Origin of the sequence: Thermococcus thioreducens, from assembly GCF_002214545.1 — an archaeon.
In the GTDB taxonomy this organism is placed as follows: Archaea; Methanobacteriota_B; Thermococci; order Thermococcales; family Thermococcaceae; genus Thermococcus; species Thermococcus thioreducens.
Genome location: NZ_CP015105.1, coordinates 749,049 through 764,261 on the forward strand (window position 1 = coordinate 749,049; position 15,213 = coordinate 764,261).

Below are 15,213 nucleotides of genomic sequence, written 5' to 3' on the forward strand. Positions count from 1 at the left end.
ATTAAAGGCCCCCTCAGGGGTGGAATGCTTGGAACGTTCGGGTCATCTGATGATTGTCATAATCCTGCTGGGCCTGTCAATAAGGCTTATCTTGGCCCCCTACTCGGCCGGCAGCGATCTGGCCCAGTTCTACGGCTTTGCCGGGACTATGCTGGAACACCGCGCGTGCTTTTACTCCTACGCCGACGCGAGCGGCTTCTGGATCAAGGGCTGGCCCTACCCATGGCCCTACGTCTACGGTCCGGTCATGGCATACCTGCTCGCCGCGGTCAGGTACCTTGTCGGCGGCTCAATCAACGCATTCTGGCGCGACGGGAACTACTACGTTTACATCGACCCGACATGGGCCTTCTCAGTCAAGCTGATTTTTATCCTCGCCGATACAGCCGTGGCCCTTCTTCTGTATCTTTTAATCCGTGAGAAAAGCGAAAAGCTCGCCGTCCTCGGTGCTGTACTATACTACCTCAACCCGATCACGATTCACGTCTCGGCCGTTTACGGAATGTTTGATGATCTTGCGCTCGCCTTTTTCCTCCTTGGCCTTTATCTGACGCGCAGGGAGCGCCTCTCCTATGCCCTCTACGGATTTTCTCTGGCGGTCAAGCACACGCTGGTATTCCCGGCGCTTCTCTCCATCTGGGATGCCTTTTTAAACGGGAGGAGGGCCATCTCACGAGTTCTCTTCTTTCTGCTCGGCGCTTTAACCCCATTTCTGCCGATGATGCTCTTCTGCCCATCGAGCCTGAGGGAGTTGCCGGATCTGCTCAGGGGGATGGAAGTTTCCTACACCCTTCCGGTCTCATACAGTATGAACGGGATTTCGAGCCTCGCAACTTACCTTCACATGACGGAGGGGAGGGACACTCTTTTCCTCCTCCGATACTGGTACGTTTCAGCATTTATCCTTCTCTCGCTGGTTCTCATCAGGCATGTATTTAACAGAAATCTTGTCGTCTCTACTGCCCTTGCCTACGCCGTCTTCACCGCCACCTACTGGCGCGTCAACCCGCAGTACCTCGTTCCTATAGTGGCGTTCCTGATACTCCTTGCCGCGTTTGAAGAAGGTGCCGTGACGATTCTCACACTGTTTACCGTTGTGTACGCCGGAATCTGGCCGATAATGCAGCCCTCCGCATTCTGGTTCCACGTGCACATGGAGAACCCCAACTGGACGCTCGTCCACTTCATTGACTCCATAACGTTCAGGATATTCTCGGATGAACCTTACGTTGCCTACAGCGTTGGTCTGACGCTTCTCCTCTACGCGTTGATACTGTCCTCCACAATTCCCTACCTCAAAAACCTTAAAGCCTGGCTCTCGGAGAGGGAACGGGTGAGAACTTGAGGTACGAGAGAGACTTCACGGACAAGGGGCTCGCGAAGTTCGGAGACTCACTGGTCAACTTCGTCTTTTCGCTCGCCTTGAGCGAGTATCTGGACAGGCCCACCGGCGAAAGGGTTCCGAACGCGTCGCTGAGCATAGCCCTTGAGCTGGCCGGACTGAGGCATGTCGTCCCACCGAGAACCGACAAGCACGGGAAGGGCGACATAGCGGAGGCGATATTCGCCTACGCGTGGCTCGAAGGGAAGATAACGGCCGAGGAAGCCGCCAGGATTTTGAGAGAGAACTTCACCGAAGACGTTACGCACTTTTCAAGGAGAAAGGAGGCAATAGGAAAGGCCTTTGCCGAGGTTTTCAAAGTAATAGGGGAGAGGGTGGGGTTGTGATGGGACACTCCGACCGATAATCTAACCCTCTAATGACGTTTTTCTTTGGAGTCCCATACCTTCAATATTGTTTCTACTGGTTTTGGCTTCCAGCTTTCGTCTCGTGGTTTCCAGGAGCAGTAGCGTGACTGCTGCAAATATCATGTTCACAATGAACAGTTGTGGAGTTCTGAACGTGCTTAACTCCAGCAGGGACATTGTGATTTCGAAAGTCCTGTACAGGGTTCCTCCCCATCTTAGGATCTGCTCAAATCGGGTGAGAACCCTGTAGATGACGTATGTGGCCCCAATTCCCGCTAAAAGAATGCCCGGTTGCTCCGGCGGGTAATATGCCACCATTGCAAACACTGAGATTACCAGGCTTAGGATTGGAGCTGTCACCAGCAGGATTTTCTTCCTCCGAGAATCACCGGTCATATACCTGGCAGCTATCAGTATAGCTACTAAAAAGAGGGTAAAAAACCAGAGGATTTCAAACACCAGTACACCCCAATCTCCACTGTTCATACGTTCAACCCCCGATAATATTATTGTTAGGCGTTTCTTGATCCTCAAGCAATGTGTGGTAGTGTAATATCCATGCCAGTTCTTTACCCCCCTTGACCGTTACTGTTTCAAGTATTCCGATTATCCCAGATTTAGCATCGTCGTACGCGCTCTTTATTGTTTTGGCGATCCCGTATGCTTTTCTAGCTTTATCTTCAAATGTTTGAACATTTACTGGATCACTCAGTTGAACCACATCTGAAACTCTGAGTCCATCGCTAATCTTGGCGACTATCAGGTATGAATACTTAGTCATCTTGTACCCATAGTTAAGGAGAGGATAGTCAAGATAATAGTTTACGAACTCCTTATTTATATCTAGGGTTATTGTTAAATCCTCCTGCATGTTGGTTGGAGTTAGGATTACAGTTTGCTTATTAACTGTAACGCTACTTGGCCCGTTCGGCCACACTTTCTTGCCTCCAAAGTCAACCTCCTCCAAGTTCAACGTTACAGTGTCAGCGCTCTTCAGCTCAAAGTACACAGTACAAGTGGTTGAACCGTCAAGAGGAACAATGGCAGGCTTGCACTCCATGCTTGCGTTAACTGGCCCGTTCTGCTTGATGTTGATTTTCGCACTTGCCAATGGCTTGCCCCCAACCTTTAAGTACAGGGTAGTGGCCTGACCGATATTGTTGAAATCCGTCCATTCACTCATAGTCTTGCCTGCATATATCTTTAATGCTCCATTTTGGATTATATAACCACAACCACTACACCCGTAATCCATGTCCTTTCTTGGCCACCATAATGCCCCGGAATCATCGACCAGCTCAATGTCGAAGGGTCCCTGCGCACAGTTCAGGTCCAAGTTAGTGACGGTAATGTGAACACTCACGCTGTCTCCAGCCTCAACCCACTCTGGATAAACCTCCAAGTGGCCCTCTAGGGGGACACCGCTCAAGCAGGCTGAAGTCGGGGGATCAGGCACTGTTATCCCACCGCTCCTCGATGCCTCCAGTTTTCCACTTTCCCAGACTTCTATTCTATACTCGTGCTCTCCTGTCAGGGAAATTCACGTTAAGATAACTACTCCAGAGCCCCTGCTACAACTCATGGTTTTTATCCCCCTTTCCGTTCCGTAGTCTTCTCTCCAGTTCTTCTGGGGCCAGGTATTCGATTTCGGTTGAGTTCCCGATGATGTATGGTTCTCTATATTGAACCTGCCTCATCCTTTTTAGCCAACTGAAAAACCACCAAAGTATTACTACCGGTGATGTGGCAACAGTGGCCAGGATGCCTGCCCACACTTTTGACTTGGTTATATAAAATAGAAGGACGAAATAAAACAAAAATATGACCAGAAAAAGTTTGAAAATACTCCTCTTAGACATGATCATCCGACATCGCCTCCGGGACTATTATCGTCGAGTAGTTTGTTGAGACTAAAAGAAACTATCTCACCTATGAGTCCCCCCAATAACGTTCCTCCAATAGTAGTAGTGGCGAGTTCTCCAAAAACTGCAATGGCAAGTCCTGTTCCTGAGAGGGAAGTGATAGCAAACATTGAAACTGATACAAGATGTTTTGTATATCCCTTTTCAACGTATCCGTCGTATTTGACTGTGATGACTTCTTTCTCGCTTTGTGTTAGTACTTCTGTTGTTGGCATAAAGTTTATTGCCTTGTAAATTTTTAGGCTGATGGTGTGTGGTCCTTGGGCAGATGATATACCCTTGTTGAATTGTAGCATGCTCCCCGCTGGCATATGTTAATCAAACTCATCACTTTCACCTCGCTCCAGTGTTCTTCCCTTTTCCATTGGACTCTCTATACTAATGTTGATAGTGTGCAATATATAACAGAGTGGTTATCACCCCTAAAATCAATGCTCCGTGGTCCCTGATAGTTACTATTAAGATCCAGAGTCCTAATAGCGTAAGTGTCACAGATATTCTTTTGGCCCCTTGGTGCAGGGAAATTATTCCAATTCCATCTAGCAGGGCTATAGATGCTACCTTGAGAACAGTGGTGGAGTCTTTGGCATCCCCTCTGATTACCATGTAGCTTACTCCAATAAACCAGACGAGAAGTACAATAATGTGATCACTTGGAGATCTTTTGCTTTTCTTGTTTTGGGTTCTAATCAGAGAATAGGGTATCCCAAATGAGAGAATTCCAAATCCCAGTCCTATAAGAGGAACCTCAAAGGACTTGCTAAGTGTTAGTACTTCTAGAGATAGCAGTGAAAAAGCAAAAGAAAGCTGAAGTACCCTCTTCCAGTCAGGATATGCCATGAGTCCTAAAATCGGAATGAGAAAGATAAGGTGAATGACGTCCATTCGCAATCACCCCGTAATGTAGTCAAGATAACCAAATACTCTCCGTGAATACTCGACTGCGTTCCTTGTCCACACTATTACCTTGTTTGATCCCTTTAAGAACACCAGTGTAATAGTGATATCTGCAGTGACTACTTTGTTGCTTTGAGTTATCCTGCCACTACCATAGCCCCTGAATTCAAACGTACCCTGGGACGTCTTTAAGGTGTAGGGCAACTGTAAAGAATATACACTTCCCCAGAGTCCGAGTTCCAGTACTGTAAGGGGAACCTCTGCACTCGAAGTGAATTTGATGATAACATAATTATGGGGGGTCACTACGTTGGAAGAGATTTCGCCATTGAACTCTTTCAGTCCAACATCTAATGCAGTTGGGGTAGCTATGGGTTGCCCGATGATTAACTCTTCGATAGTTATCTTTTTGTCAGTTGGGTTGTATATTGTCGCGATACATTTAACTTCGGCCTGGTAGTTCAGGAGAATATTCTTTGCAGACTCTAGGTTTACTCCCGTGACTATTTTAGTGAAATACAAATCACTACACTCAAATGCCACTTGCTTTAACTCCTTCCCGTTCATTGGTTTCACTTCCACTTTCACTTCGCTCGGTGTTCTTCTCCTTTTCCGTTGGGTTTTCCATTAGTGTTGTCGAGGAAGAGTTTAAACGCATGATTACTAACTCCAGGAAGATTATACGCGAGCGTTAGTATTGAGTCACCATTAGCATTTGCTGGAATTTTGGCTTCAATTATCCTTATCATCGTCATCACTTTTTGCTTACTTTTTCTTTCTCCATATTTTTGAACCTCCTGAGTTCTGTTGGGAGGAGATAAATAATATAATGGCAATTAAGATAACCACATGTATCCCGAAAATTACATGGTACCACATTACAATGGATAGCGGTGGGATTAACACCATTGATAATGCTTTTATCGGACTCTCCTTTAGCTTTAAGTCCTCCGTTAATTCCTTTAGGAAGATAAGCACACTATCAATCTTGAAGAGTGGCAGGAATAGCCATGCCAACCACAGAATTGCTGCAAGGCCTCCCAAGAACTCCATTCCCGCCATCACTGCCGCCATTGACAACCATAACGGAGCAAACACCTTTATTTCAAATCCAAAACGCTCATCCTCCCACCATGGGAGCATTATAACCAGCGCCGTTAAATACAAGTTCAGCTGGAGCAACGGATAAGCAGTTTCAGCGTAACAGTCGCCGGTGTAAAATAAATAAACCAGAGAGCAGGCCGATGGCGGTTGGAATGTATCTGGACAGTCCTTTCATGTTCTGCCTCCTTCGACGTCTTTTGTTCTTAGTGATGTCATCATCACAAGTGTTAAGAGAAGTGCCCATACAATGGGGCCGACAATCAGCAGTAAAAGGCCTGCCCAAAGGTCCACTGTAGTCGGAACTAATTGGATGTACAAGAATATATAAACCCACGGTGTGAGTTTGATGATTTTCTTCTTGGTGGATTCATTTTGTGAGCTAGCTAATTTGTAAAGGACTACAAATACTATCACTTCACAGATAATGAGGAAAATCCTATACACAGATGCCTCTGAGATGACGAACAGTTTGTAATTAATCCCCACAAGGCTTACGATGGCTATTATCGCAAGAAGCAAAGGGGCAACTTTACCCATATTGAAAACCCCTTCCAAGAGCAAAGTCCAGCGTACGTTCCTTAAATCCAAATACACGAAAAACCAGAATGCTGGCAAACCAATAAAAATAAGTATCCTAACAGGAAGCGATGCTTTTATGCTTGCGGCCATCAAAAAACCTAACCAATAAAAGAAGAACCCTGCGAACTTGGGATCATCTCCAACGTATACTAAGAAAAACAGGATTAGAATTACAGGCATTGTCAGCAATCCTAGAACTTTGGTTGGATGAGCACCTTCATGATGCAAGAGAATTGCAATTCCTAACTGTGAAAGAATAAATAAAAAGAGGGACTTCCATATCCCCCTGGATGATACCCTTTCTGACATTCATCATCCCCTCCACCATGTTATAGCATACTCTTTCATCCAATTGGCAAGCCAATTGACACTTATCTGTCCGATTATTGGTTTTACCTTCTCCTTGACTCCTGGTGGAAGCTTATTGAGGGCATCTTCGATAAACTTGATATTAGCAATAGGCTGAACTTTTGATCCAAGTTTGTACGTTAAGTATGTATCGGCAGCAATGTCTGCAGCTACTGCTATGTGGTCTACTTCCACGTAGGCACTGCTTTGAAGAGTGAAGCGCCGAATCCCAAGTTTATCAAAAGGTACGTCGTGAATTATTTTTACTGGAACCCTTGCTCCATAAATCCCCTCCACCTGAATATCATTCCGCGCATCTTCCCAATAGGGGAATATGTCCCCAATGAGAAAGATATCGGGTTTTGATATTTTGAAGTGTGCGGTGGAAGTTATGGTGGCGTAACCTCCGGCGGGTATTGTTTTGGGATCAATGTAACTGACCACTGGTGAAGAGCTTCCTGATGGCAATTGCAGATACTTGTTTAATATTGAAACATTAATATCCGAAACGATGTTTCCTGTCACTTTTAAGTCGTAACTGTATCCGTTGTAAATCGTTAATCGACAAGTGAGGGTTGCCTCATAGTTTCCCATATTGTACTTGAAGTGTATTGGATCACATTCTGATGTTACATGTTTAAGTTGATCGCCAGTTTTCACTTCCACCCCCACCTCGCTCCAGTGTTCTTCTCCTGCTCCGTTGAGTTTTCCATTAGTGTTGTTGAGGAAGAGTTTAGGACAAGCATTCCAGAGTACATCGTAGCAAGGACTTGCAGATACAAACTACCAAGATTAACTCCATCAATTACAAGTGCTAGCAAAGAGGGTAAAAATGTAAACATAAAGACACGTGCCCTTCTAGTTGAGGAAATCCCGAGCCCATGTAACACAATCTCCCATTCTGTGAAGGTCTTATCTATTAAAAGCCATGGGGTAAACAGAATAAGAAGCCACAAGATGGGATTTTCAAGATACGCTGCTGCTAAGTTTGCAATGGTGATCCAGTAGGGAATGAAGGTCGTCATTTCAAAGAATTTCTCCCAATTGGTAGACCAAAATAATACCCCAAAAGCTATGCTCCAGAATATAAGAGAGAGCAGGGTGTAATAATATTGGCTATTCGTAATTTCCCCCCACCAAAAAGTAAAGATAATCGAAAAAACAGATATAGTGATCACGACACCTTTTGTGATTGAGCCTTTCACAGATCATCCCCCCACAACATCGTTATTGTCTGTGCCGGTATTTGGTTTTGGCCCAAAGAGCCAATCATGAATATCCAGAACTAACAAAGCTGCAGTTAGTAGTCCTCCGGCCCTTTTGGCACCCTGTTTTCCGAGCTTTTCTCCCCCTTTTAAAAAGATATACATCGCTGCGGCATAGTTTCCAGCGTCAATGTTATCTTTGAAGTCATTGTAAAAGTTTTTGACTTCATCCATGATTCCTCTATCTTTGACCATTATTAAGTCTTCTGCAGTCACATTGTCATCAAAGATAAACTTAACTTTGTATGTGTATCCTGCAAGCCGATCCTTGTATGAGCTGAATACCCTATCAATGGGATCCCAAGGCCTTTCTCCAAAGTAGTAGTTGGCAAAGTTGTCATCAAGTTTTATTTCCAATTGAATAGTACCGGAAGGAGTTAATGTTGGTCCTTTGACGAGTTCCACGCTTGATAACCCGATATCCCATACCTTCTTTGTTCCAAACCAGACCTCCTCCAGAGTGAGTGAACTAAGAGTCGTTTTTGGATTCCATGAGACTATGCAAGTAACTTTCTCCCCTGGAAATACTTCACGAGTACAGTCCAAATTAGGGGACACTACAGAACCCTTCACTTCCACCCCCACCTCGCTCCAGTGTTCTTCTCCTTTTCCGTTGGGTTTACCATCGTAATTGTCGAGGAAGAGTTTGATTGAGTGAGTGCCGACTCCAACGAGGTTATACGAGAGTGCCAGTATTGAGTCACCGTTAGCATTCGCTGGAATCTTGGTTTCAATGTTTTTAATCCTGTCCCCATCAACTTCAATGAATCCTTTAACTGGGATTAACGATCCATCGTAATTCCACGCCTTCACTTGGAGATACACTTCACCACCACCCTCAAGCTCCCTCGGGAAAGCAGTTAAAACAACATTAAAGGAACTACCGGGGGCCCCAGAGACGCTCAACCTTCCGCTCCTCGATGCCTCCAGCTTACCACTTTCCCAGACTTCTATTCTATACTCGTGCTCTCCAGCCTGGGCAGTCCACGTTAAAGCAACGCTCCCCGTGCTCCCACCACCGATTGTGAGGCTCCTGCTTGACTTTTCAACGCCATCAATGAAAAGCTTTACCGTCACACTCCTCGACCTGGAAACGGGGTTCTTAATGCTCACGTCAAAACTCACGCTGTCCCCGTGAGTTGGATTCACCGGTGAAACGTCAACGCCGGTTATGCTTAAAGTCCCCAAAGTCACTGTAACAGCTATGGTCAGCAGTGCTGTTGCCCCAATAGCAATTCCTGTGTTAGCGTCATAGTTCCAGTATTTGCTTCCTGTGTATCTTGCCGTGATCATGGCTCTGATCTGTTTTTGATTTTGTCTTATATTTCCGACGCAAGTTCGTCGATCTTTGATAGCATGCTCCAGATCAGTCCGATAGGGGCCAGTAATATTATGAACCACAATAGGACACCTCCAAAAGGGGAAGTTTCTAGTATCATCGGAATGCTTACTATACCCAGGGAACTTGGGATAAACACGAGTATTCTGTAGCCTTTCATATTTTTATACCTCTTCCCTCCTTTTTTTGGTTTGTTTTCAAGATACTTGATGATATTTTGGGTTATCTGGAGGAATATCCCATAATACAACAATGGTATGAGTAAAGAAAACGAGTACCACTCTGAAATCTTTGATGTAATTATTGCCGAGACTATGTAGGCAATCAACAGGAGAGACAGAGCCTTATGTGGGTTCTTTTTTATCAATACTACCCCTACCAAAGTATAGAGAGCCACGATTACAGCTGTTGAGATGTCTATCGTAATCATCTTATGATCCCTCCTTTGGAGTGCTTCTAAGTTCTGACAGGGTCTTGTCTATCTCTTTCAACTTTTTATATACGGTTGTGCGTAAATAGAATATCATTAAAAAATAGAAAAACCAAGGGGTGAGTAGGATAACATAGTCGCCACCCTTCATTATAATTTCCCCCTAGAAGATATCTTCAGGTTTTGCGGGGGTCTCAGTGTCATTTAATTTTCTATTGCCAATTTTGGCTACGTGCTAGACATCTAGACCTTAGATGCGAAATTTTTTGATTTAAATGGTATCTGACTAGGAAAGTTAACAATAATACTCCAGCCATTGCATAAAAGACATTCATTTCGTATCCCACCTCCCAATTGTTTCCCCAAGCTCCTCCAGTTTGATATTGATTTCTTCAATAGTTCCAAGAACGACGGATAGAACTCCCAAACTTACCAATGGAGTGATAAAAGGATCATAATATGAGATGTAACAAACATTAAGCAGATACCAAAGAAGCATAAGCCCCTCAAATTTATTTAATTTTAGGTGTTCCATTCTCTGGTAGAGGTATCCTACCAAAACTAGTCCCCAAAATATTGGAGCCAAAATCTGGATCAAGTACACCACCTCTCTTCAAGGTTTTTCAGCTTTTTAAGTGTTCTCCAGTAAAAACTAATTATCAAAGCAACCAGTGGAAAAACGAAAAAAATTGAATCAACTATCCCCATCTACTCACCCCCATATCGACTTATAAGCATTTTTTGTAAAGTCAATAAAATCTTTCAAAAAGGATACCTTTTCGACTAGGTCACTGAAATTGGAATTTGCTGAACCAACCGAAACGAGAAACCATGCTGGCTTCCAACTAACTGCAATAGGCAGTGTTATCATTGTAGAAGCAGTTCCTATACCTTTGTTCGCATCTTCGTTCCAGTATTTGCTTCCTGTGTATCTTGCCGTGATTACGCCTTCAAGGCTCATGTACTCACCCGAGTTCAGCCTTATTTTCAGTTTTAGGTAATGTGGGGTATCAACCCTTTCAAGCGTGTAGTGGCAGTATCCATTTTCACACACCCATGTGTTGATTCTGGGAGTCAAATCCCTTACGTCGTTAAGCCCAAGAGCCTCAGCCATTCTCTCATCGAGCGGAACAAACACCTCTGCTATTTTGCCAGTAAATCTTGCCGGAATAATGTCCTTGATGATATTAGTGCTGATTATCCTTGAAGTGTCCTTGTCATCGTCAAGTGTCTTGGCTGTTATCGCGTAGGGTACGTCAGATGGCAAGACATTCTTTTTTACTATAATGTTGCATATCACAGTCTCTCCGAGTAACACTGGCTCGTTAGGGCATTCAAGACTTAAGGCCAGCTCAGGGGGAGTTTTTACTTCAATGGTCTTTGAATATATGGGAAGACCATTGACTTTCAATGTTATTCTATACGTGCCGGCTTTATTGAACACGTAAGTTGTGCGATCTTCAAGGTGACTGTCAGGACTTATCGTCACCCCATAATACGTCTTTTCAACTATTTTCTGACCATTGTCAAGTTCAAGAGTTACTGTTGGGTCAGACAATTGCCCCTTCGAGGTGGTTATCACATAATGGAATGTTACAGTATCGCCTATGTACACTACTGAAGGAGAAAAACTAAAGGCACCGTTTATGGACTTCTGATCATTCTGGTCCGAAATCACGGTAACGCTCGTTTCAGCGCTCTTTGAGTGCCCGTTCCAGTAAATTGAAGCATGAGTTGTGTAAGTGCTGGCATCAGTGTAAGTCACGGTCTTCTCCAAAATAACCAATTCTCCATTCGGCTGAACGTCAACCTTTCCAGAGTACGTTCTCGAATTCGTGGGCGAAAACGGAATCGTCACCGAGTACTCCACACCATCGAGCTCCACATTCTGGTTGTTCTCCACGATAACCCTGTACGTGACACTCTCACCCTCAGTGATGCTCGTCCTTGAAGCCTCCACCCGGACGTTCACCTTACTCCAGTCAACTGGAGAAGTCAAATTAGCAGTTGCAGAATAATCCTTTGTGATAGTCCTGTCCCCACAGCTTGGAGAGGTTGAAGAAGCTTCTGGGCTCTCCTGTAAGAGTGGAACAGCCCCACAGGAGGGAGTGTAAGTTATCTCCACTTCTCCACTGAGATTGAGTTCTCCGCCGGATGAGTGAGTATAAGTGAACCTGCTGCTCTTCCACGTATAACTCTCCCCCGCGTTGAGGAATGAGACCGTTCCAGAGTCAGAATCTCTGGCTGTGTAGTCCTTGACCTTGATTCTGATGTTGTTCACCGCGTTGTCTTCGGCCTTGAAGGAGACTTCAACGTGGTACTCAACACTGCTAGGAACGTTCTTGTCAACAACAACTGAAACATCAGTTATCACGAGCGTACCGGAATCGTTTTGAGTATCGAGCGCCTCAACGAGCACACTCTCATCCACCGGGACTCCACTCACTATCACCTCTCCACCACCTGTAATACTGGATGTCGTAGCGGTTCCCGAAGTGGACTTTAGGAGAAGTATGGGGGTCTTCGTGACCTCACTGGAAACTTCGATAACTTTCAGAGCATCCTTAAGCTCCGCAATCTTTTGGTTGAGTATAGAGTCGATCTTGGCGTTGTTGTTCCCATAGTTCCTTGCTTTTACGAGTGCGATAACATTGCTGATCAATTCGTACGCTCTAAGTGCATTTGGCCAGTAATAGGTTTTCTTCTCAGTTATGACTTCGCTCGTAGTCATCCTCCTGGCCGTTACAGTAAAAAGCAGGCCGCCGTTTTTGGACCACTTGACAGAATCCACACTGCCAGGGAGCTGGGACAGGGAAGTGGTTCGCTCATAGGAAAGCAGGTTAACACTTCCGCCGGTGCCCATTATTAGCCTGTACATTGACTCTTTCAGTGTTTCCGCCGCAGGATCCATCCCCTGGTAGTCCTTCTGTGAGTACCTCAAGTACAGTATAACCCAGTCTCCACTGAGTGCTGGGTTTATTATCTCCCCTTTGTTCCCAGTTGGAGCTTCAGCGGGTGGGTCCACTTCCATTTCTCCAGCGCCCAGGCTTCGTAATGGTTGTATTTGAAGGCCACGCTAATAAAAGCCATGGAGAATTCTTCAAGGAAGGCCGTCATGTTGAAGTCTTCTGTAATGTTTGCCCCGTTCTGAACAATGTACTCTTCCAAAGCCCGAATTTGAGCATCAGTCCAGCCTTGAGCTTTTAGAGCATCAACAGTCTCCTGTGGCAGACCGTTCTCGCTAATGTTCTGAGCCATTTCGCGGAGTTCTTCCGCAGTGTAATAAGTTTTGACTCCAGAGGCTTTCAACTCTTCCAAAGCCTGCCAGATTAAGGCTGAAATGTTGGCTGCATTCTCAGCACCGAGGCGGGAGTTTTGAATCAACTCTGGAGCAAGACTGAGATTGCCGTTTTCAATGCCAACCACAAGTTCCGCCTCCCTGTTTAGAATATCCCAGAATTCTTGGTAGGGGTCACTGCTTGCCGCTATTACCTGACTGCTGGAGAAGGCCGTGCTCAGGCTCATTCCAACGATCAGGAATATTAGCCATATTCCACCCCAACGCTTCACTTCTAAATCACCCTAAAAAGTAACAAGTGTGGGTTTAAATACTTTTTCTATTCAAATTTAGCATACTACTTAAAAACGTAAGCAAAAAACGGAAAATCACAAACTCGTCAGCAGCTCTATTAACCCCTGCTTCGTTGGAACCTTCGCGAACTTCTCCGGATCCTTAACTTTGAGGAGGAGAGGAACGTCTCCGAAGAGCTTGAGAACCTTTCCGAAGGGTATGCCGCCCTCTCCTGGCAGGAGGTGAAGGTCGCCGACACCGTAGGCGAGGGCATCTTCCGGCTCGACCTGCGGGAAGAGCTTTCCGAAGTTGTCGTGTATCATGAGTATTACCGTCTTGTCAGTTCCAAGCTTCACATCTTCGAGAAGCTTGTCCCCATCACCCTGAGCGCTGAGGAACGCATGAGCCACGTCGAGGGCAAAGCCTACGTTCTCCCTCTCAACGTTGTCAACGACGTAGAGCGTGTCCTTGACGCTGAAGGTGTTCTCAAGGGCTATCTTTATGTTGAACGGCGCCACCATGTCAGCGAGCTGTTGGATCGCCTCTATCTCAAGGTCAAGCCTCCCCGTCCTGCCGCTCTGCATTACAATGACCTTTGCACCGAGCTTTATGGCAACGTCCGCTATTGCCCTCGCAACGCGGAAGTGCCTGGTGTAATAGATGTGGTCGCGGAGGTTTACTGACGTCGGCATCCTGATTATGTAGTCAATGCCGACGCCGCGGAGCGTCGTCTCGATGGTCTTAAGCTTCTTCTCAATAACAACGCCGTTCATGATAAGCCCGAGTGTGTGCGGGAATATTGAGACAAAATCATAGTTCTTTATTTTGACGTCTGCCAAGACCGATGCCAGGGTTTTGTCCTTGGTGACGAAGTGCGGGTAAATCGTTACGCCTATCTCCATGCTACCACCTAGGGAAGAGTTGGGTGCCGGATATAAAAGCTTACCGAGGGGCAGGGTTTAAAAGTTTCGGTGGGAGATATAGGTGGGTGAGTGAATGAGAGAAAACATCTGGAAGTACATTGCTGCCGTTCTCATACTCCTTCTCGCAGCGTCGAGCGTAGCCGTCGTCCTGCTCTACATGCAGAATTCCGAGCTGAGGAGTTATAAGCCTGAAAACGTGACGACCACGGTAATAGTCCAAGGATCCTCAAATGTGACCTGTAATTCAACGGCTTACCAGCTCCAGATAGACGACCTCCAGAGACAGATTGATTTTCTGAAGGCCCAGCTCAGAGGGCAGAACCTGCCCGGGGGCAACGCCACGATAGCCATAGTCCCCATCTTTGGCCTCATTGACGACTACACGGCCCTCAGCGTCATTCCCACTCTTAGGGAAATCGCCAAAAACGATTCCATAGCTGGGGTTGTTCTGTGGATAGAGAGTCCCGGCGGCTACGTTGGGCCCGTGAGGGAGATATATTCCACTGTCCGGAAGCTTAACTTTGTGAAGCCGGTTGTTGCATACACTGGGGGCATAGCCGCTTCCGGCGGTTACTACATAGCCGCAGGGGCGGAGAAGATAATAGCGGACCCCCTGGCGGAAGTCGGGAGCATCGGCGTCATCTACGTCCACTACAACCTCCAGCAGAACTACGAGTCAAACGGAATAAAGGTCGAGGTCTTCAAGACCGGGCCCTACAAGGACATGGGTGCGGAATGGCGCGGCCTCACCGACGAGGAGAGGGCCATGATAACCGAGATGGTCGACACTTATTTCCAGGGCTTCCTTCAAGCGGTGAGCAGCGGTAGGGGCATGAGCATCAACGAGACGAAGGAATACGCGACCGGAAGGACATGGTTTGCTATGAACGTTACCGGCAGTTTGGTTGACGAGACCGGCGACCTGGACTACGCCGTCAGCGTACTTGAGAAGATGCTCAACGTCACCAAACCGAGGATAGTCATCTACAAAGGTTCCACTCCCTCCGACTTCGGCATATTCGGGAGCACCGCCCTTCTCCTCGATCCTAGATACGTTAACGCCTACATAAAAACGGGGTGATCGGC

20 protein-coding genes are annotated in these 15,213 nt (G+C 46.1%); 3 read left to right on the forward strand and 17 right to left on the reverse strand.

All coding sequences use genetic code 11. The features are described 5' to 3' along the window. The first annotated feature begins 49 nt into the window (after window positions 1-49). Window positions 50-1,345, forward strand: a complete 1,296-nt coding sequence (locus tag A3L14_RS04090; RefSeq protein WP_055428950.1) for a hypothetical protein — start codon at window positions 50-52, stop codon at window positions 1,343-1,345. Continuing rightward, on the forward strand, window positions 1,342-1,728 hold the full coding sequence (locus A3L14_RS04095; RefSeq protein ID WP_055428949.1) for a ribonuclease III family protein: 387 nt from the start codon (window positions 1,342-1,344) through the stop codon (window positions 1,726-1,728). Before A3L14_RS04090 ends, A3L14_RS04095 begins: the two co-directional genes overlap by 4 nt. 21 nt (window positions 1,729-1,749) lie before the next feature. Here the strand turns inward: A3L14_RS04095 and A3L14_RS04100 are convergent, their stop codons facing one another. The 17 genes from A3L14_RS04100 to A3L14_RS04175 all read right to left on the reverse strand — a co-directional run bounded on the left by A3L14_RS04100 (window position 1,750) and on the right by A3L14_RS04175 (window position 14,106). After that, window positions 1,750-2,208: a hypothetical protein gene (locus A3L14_RS04100; RefSeq protein ID WP_143597807.1), complete on the reverse strand. Its 459-nt coding sequence runs from the start codon at window positions 2,206-2,208 to the stop codon at window positions 1,750-1,752. A gap of 31 nt (window positions 2,209-2,239) precedes the next feature. Then, on the reverse strand, window positions 2,240-3,205 hold the full coding sequence (locus A3L14_RS04105; RefSeq protein WP_055428947.1) for a hypothetical protein: 966 nt from the start codon (window positions 3,203-3,205) through the stop codon (window positions 2,240-2,242). 115 nt (window positions 3,206-3,320) lie between these two features. Then, on the reverse strand, window positions 3,321-3,614 hold the full coding sequence (locus A3L14_RS04110) for a hypothetical protein (RefSeq protein ID WP_055428946.1): 294 nt from the start codon (window positions 3,612-3,614) through the stop codon (window positions 3,321-3,323). Beyond that, complete coding sequence (locus tag A3L14_RS04115) at window positions 3,611-3,886, reverse strand: hypothetical protein (RefSeq protein ID WP_157628427.1); 276 nt, start codon at window positions 3,884-3,886, stop codon at window positions 3,611-3,613. The genes A3L14_RS04110 and A3L14_RS04115 overlap by 4 nt, the downstream gene beginning before the upstream one ends. A 163-nt stretch (window positions 3,887-4,049) precedes the next feature. Next, window positions 4,050-4,556 (reverse strand): hypothetical protein, encoded by a 507-nt coding sequence (locus A3L14_RS04120; protein WP_055428944.1) that lies wholly within the window; start codon window positions 4,554-4,556, stop codon window positions 4,050-4,052. Window positions 4,557-4,562: 6 nt separating this feature from the next. Further along, a complete protein-coding gene (locus A3L14_RS04125; RefSeq protein ID WP_055428943.1) occupies window positions 4,563-5,135 on the reverse strand; it encodes a hypothetical protein in 573 nt (190 codons plus the stop codon). A gap of 17 nt (window positions 5,136-5,152) precedes the next feature. After that, window positions 5,153-5,323 (reverse strand): hypothetical protein, encoded by a 171-nt coding sequence (locus A3L14_RS11655; RefSeq protein ID WP_157628426.1) that lies wholly within the window; start codon window positions 5,321-5,323, stop codon window positions 5,153-5,155. A gap of 10 nt (window positions 5,324-5,333) precedes the next feature. Then, entirely contained in the window at window positions 5,334-5,630 is a 297-nt protein-coding gene (locus tag A3L14_RS11815; protein ID WP_198300101.1) for a hypothetical protein, read from the reverse strand. A 213-nt stretch (window positions 5,631-5,843) separates the two neighbouring features. Further along, window positions 5,844-6,560, reverse strand: coding sequence for a hypothetical protein (locus A3L14_RS04135; RefSeq protein ID WP_055428941.1), 717 nt, complete (start codon window positions 6,558-6,560; stop codon window positions 5,844-5,846). Between the two features lie 3 nt (window positions 6,561-6,563). Then, complete coding sequence (locus A3L14_RS04140; protein WP_143597805.1) at window positions 6,564-7,265, reverse strand: hypothetical protein; 702 nt, start codon at window positions 7,263-7,265, stop codon at window positions 6,564-6,566. Then, window positions 7,256-7,804 (reverse strand): hypothetical protein, encoded by a 549-nt coding sequence (locus A3L14_RS04145; protein ID WP_055430377.1) that lies wholly within the window; start codon window positions 7,802-7,804, stop codon window positions 7,256-7,258. Before A3L14_RS04145 ends, A3L14_RS04140 begins: the two co-directional genes overlap by 10 nt. Window positions 7,805-7,807: 3 nt before the next feature. Beyond that, a complete protein-coding gene (locus A3L14_RS04150) occupies window positions 7,808-9,157 on the reverse strand; it encodes a hypothetical protein (RefSeq protein ID WP_074631387.1) in 1,350 nt (449 codons plus the stop codon). A 26-nt stretch (window positions 9,158-9,183) separates the two neighbouring features. Beyond that, a complete protein-coding gene (locus A3L14_RS04155) occupies window positions 9,184-9,633 on the reverse strand; it encodes a hypothetical protein (RefSeq protein WP_074631385.1) in 450 nt (149 codons plus the stop codon). Between the two features lie 331 nt (window positions 9,634-9,964). Then, entirely contained in the window at window positions 9,965-10,240 is a 276-nt protein-coding gene (locus tag A3L14_RS04160; RefSeq protein WP_143597804.1) for a hypothetical protein, read from the reverse strand. A gap of 105 nt (window positions 10,241-10,345) precedes the next feature. Then, a complete protein-coding gene (locus tag A3L14_RS04165) occupies window positions 10,346-12,664 on the reverse strand; it encodes a hypothetical protein (RefSeq protein ID WP_157726976.1) in 2,319 nt (772 codons plus the stop codon). Continuing rightward, window positions 12,613-13,203, reverse strand: coding sequence for a hypothetical protein (locus tag A3L14_RS04170; protein ID WP_088886110.1), 591 nt, complete (start codon window positions 13,201-13,203; stop codon window positions 12,613-12,615). Before A3L14_RS04170 ends, A3L14_RS04165 begins: the two co-directional genes overlap by 52 nt. Before the next feature lie 96 nt (window positions 13,204-13,299). Then, on the reverse strand, window positions 13,300-14,106 hold the full coding sequence (locus tag A3L14_RS04175) for a sugar phosphate isomerase/epimerase family protein (RefSeq protein WP_055430220.1): 807 nt from the start codon (window positions 14,104-14,106) through the stop codon (window positions 13,300-13,302). A 94-nt stretch (window positions 14,107-14,200) separates the two neighbouring features. On the opposite strand from A3L14_RS04175, the gene sppA reads away from it, so the two are divergent. Continuing rightward, window positions 14,201-15,208 carry a signal peptide peptidase SppA gene (gene sppA, locus A3L14_RS04180; RefSeq protein WP_055430221.1) on the forward strand — a complete coding sequence of 336 codons (1,008 nt, stop codon included), beginning with the start codon at window positions 14,201-14,203 and terminating at the stop codon, window positions 15,206-15,208. Window positions 15,209-15,213: the final 5 nt, after the last annotated feature.

Bases quoted from the DNA above. Each gene is read 5' to 3' on its own strand.
- A3L14_RS04090 (WP_055428950.1), top strand. From the start codon at position 50: ATGATTGTCATAATCCTGCTGGGCCTGTCAATAAGGCTTATCTTGGCC.
- A3L14_RS04110 (WP_055428946.1), bottom strand. From the start codon at position 3,614: ATGATCATGTCTAAGAGGAGTATTTTCAAACTTTTTCTGGTCATATTT.
- A3L14_RS04115 (WP_157628427.1), bottom strand. From the start codon at position 3,886: ATGCCAACAACAGAAGTACTAACACAAAGCGAGAAAGAAGTCATCACA.
- A3L14_RS04120 (WP_055428944.1), bottom strand. From the start codon at position 4,556: ATGGACGTCATTCACCTTATCTTTCTCATTCCGATTTTAGGACTCATG.
- A3L14_RS04125 (WP_055428943.1), bottom strand. From the start codon at position 5,135: ATGAACGGGAAGGAGTTAAAGCAAGTGGCATTTGAGTGTAGTGATTTG.
- A3L14_RS11655 (WP_157628426.1), bottom strand. From the start codon at position 5,323: ATGACGATGATAAGGATAATTGAAGCCAAAATTCCAGCAAATGCTAAT.
- A3L14_RS11815 (WP_198300101.1), bottom strand. From the start codon at position 5,630: ATGGCGGGAATGGAGTTCTTGGGAGGCCTTGCAGCAATTCTGTGGTTG.
- A3L14_RS04135 (WP_055428941.1), bottom strand. From the start codon at position 6,560: ATGTCAGAAAGGGTATCATCCAGGGGGATATGGAAGTCCCTCTTTTTA.
- A3L14_RS04150 (WP_074631387.1), bottom strand. From the start codon at position 9,157: ATGATCACGGCAAGATACACAGGAAGCAAATACTGGAACTATGACGCT.
- A3L14_RS04155 (WP_074631385.1), bottom strand. From the start codon at position 9,633: ATGATTACGATAGACATCTCAACAGCTGTAATCGTGGCTCTCTATACT.
- A3L14_RS04165 (WP_157726976.1), bottom strand. From the start codon at position 12,664: ATGGAAGTGGACCCACCCGCTGAAGCTCCAACTGGGAACAAAGGGGAG.
- A3L14_RS04175 (WP_055430220.1), bottom strand. From the start codon at position 14,106: ATGGAGATAGGCGTAACGATTTACCCGCACTTCGTCACCAAGGACAAA.
- sppA (WP_055430221.1), top strand. From the start codon at position 14,201: ATGAGAGAAAACATCTGGAAGTACATTGCTGCCGTTCTCATACTCCTT.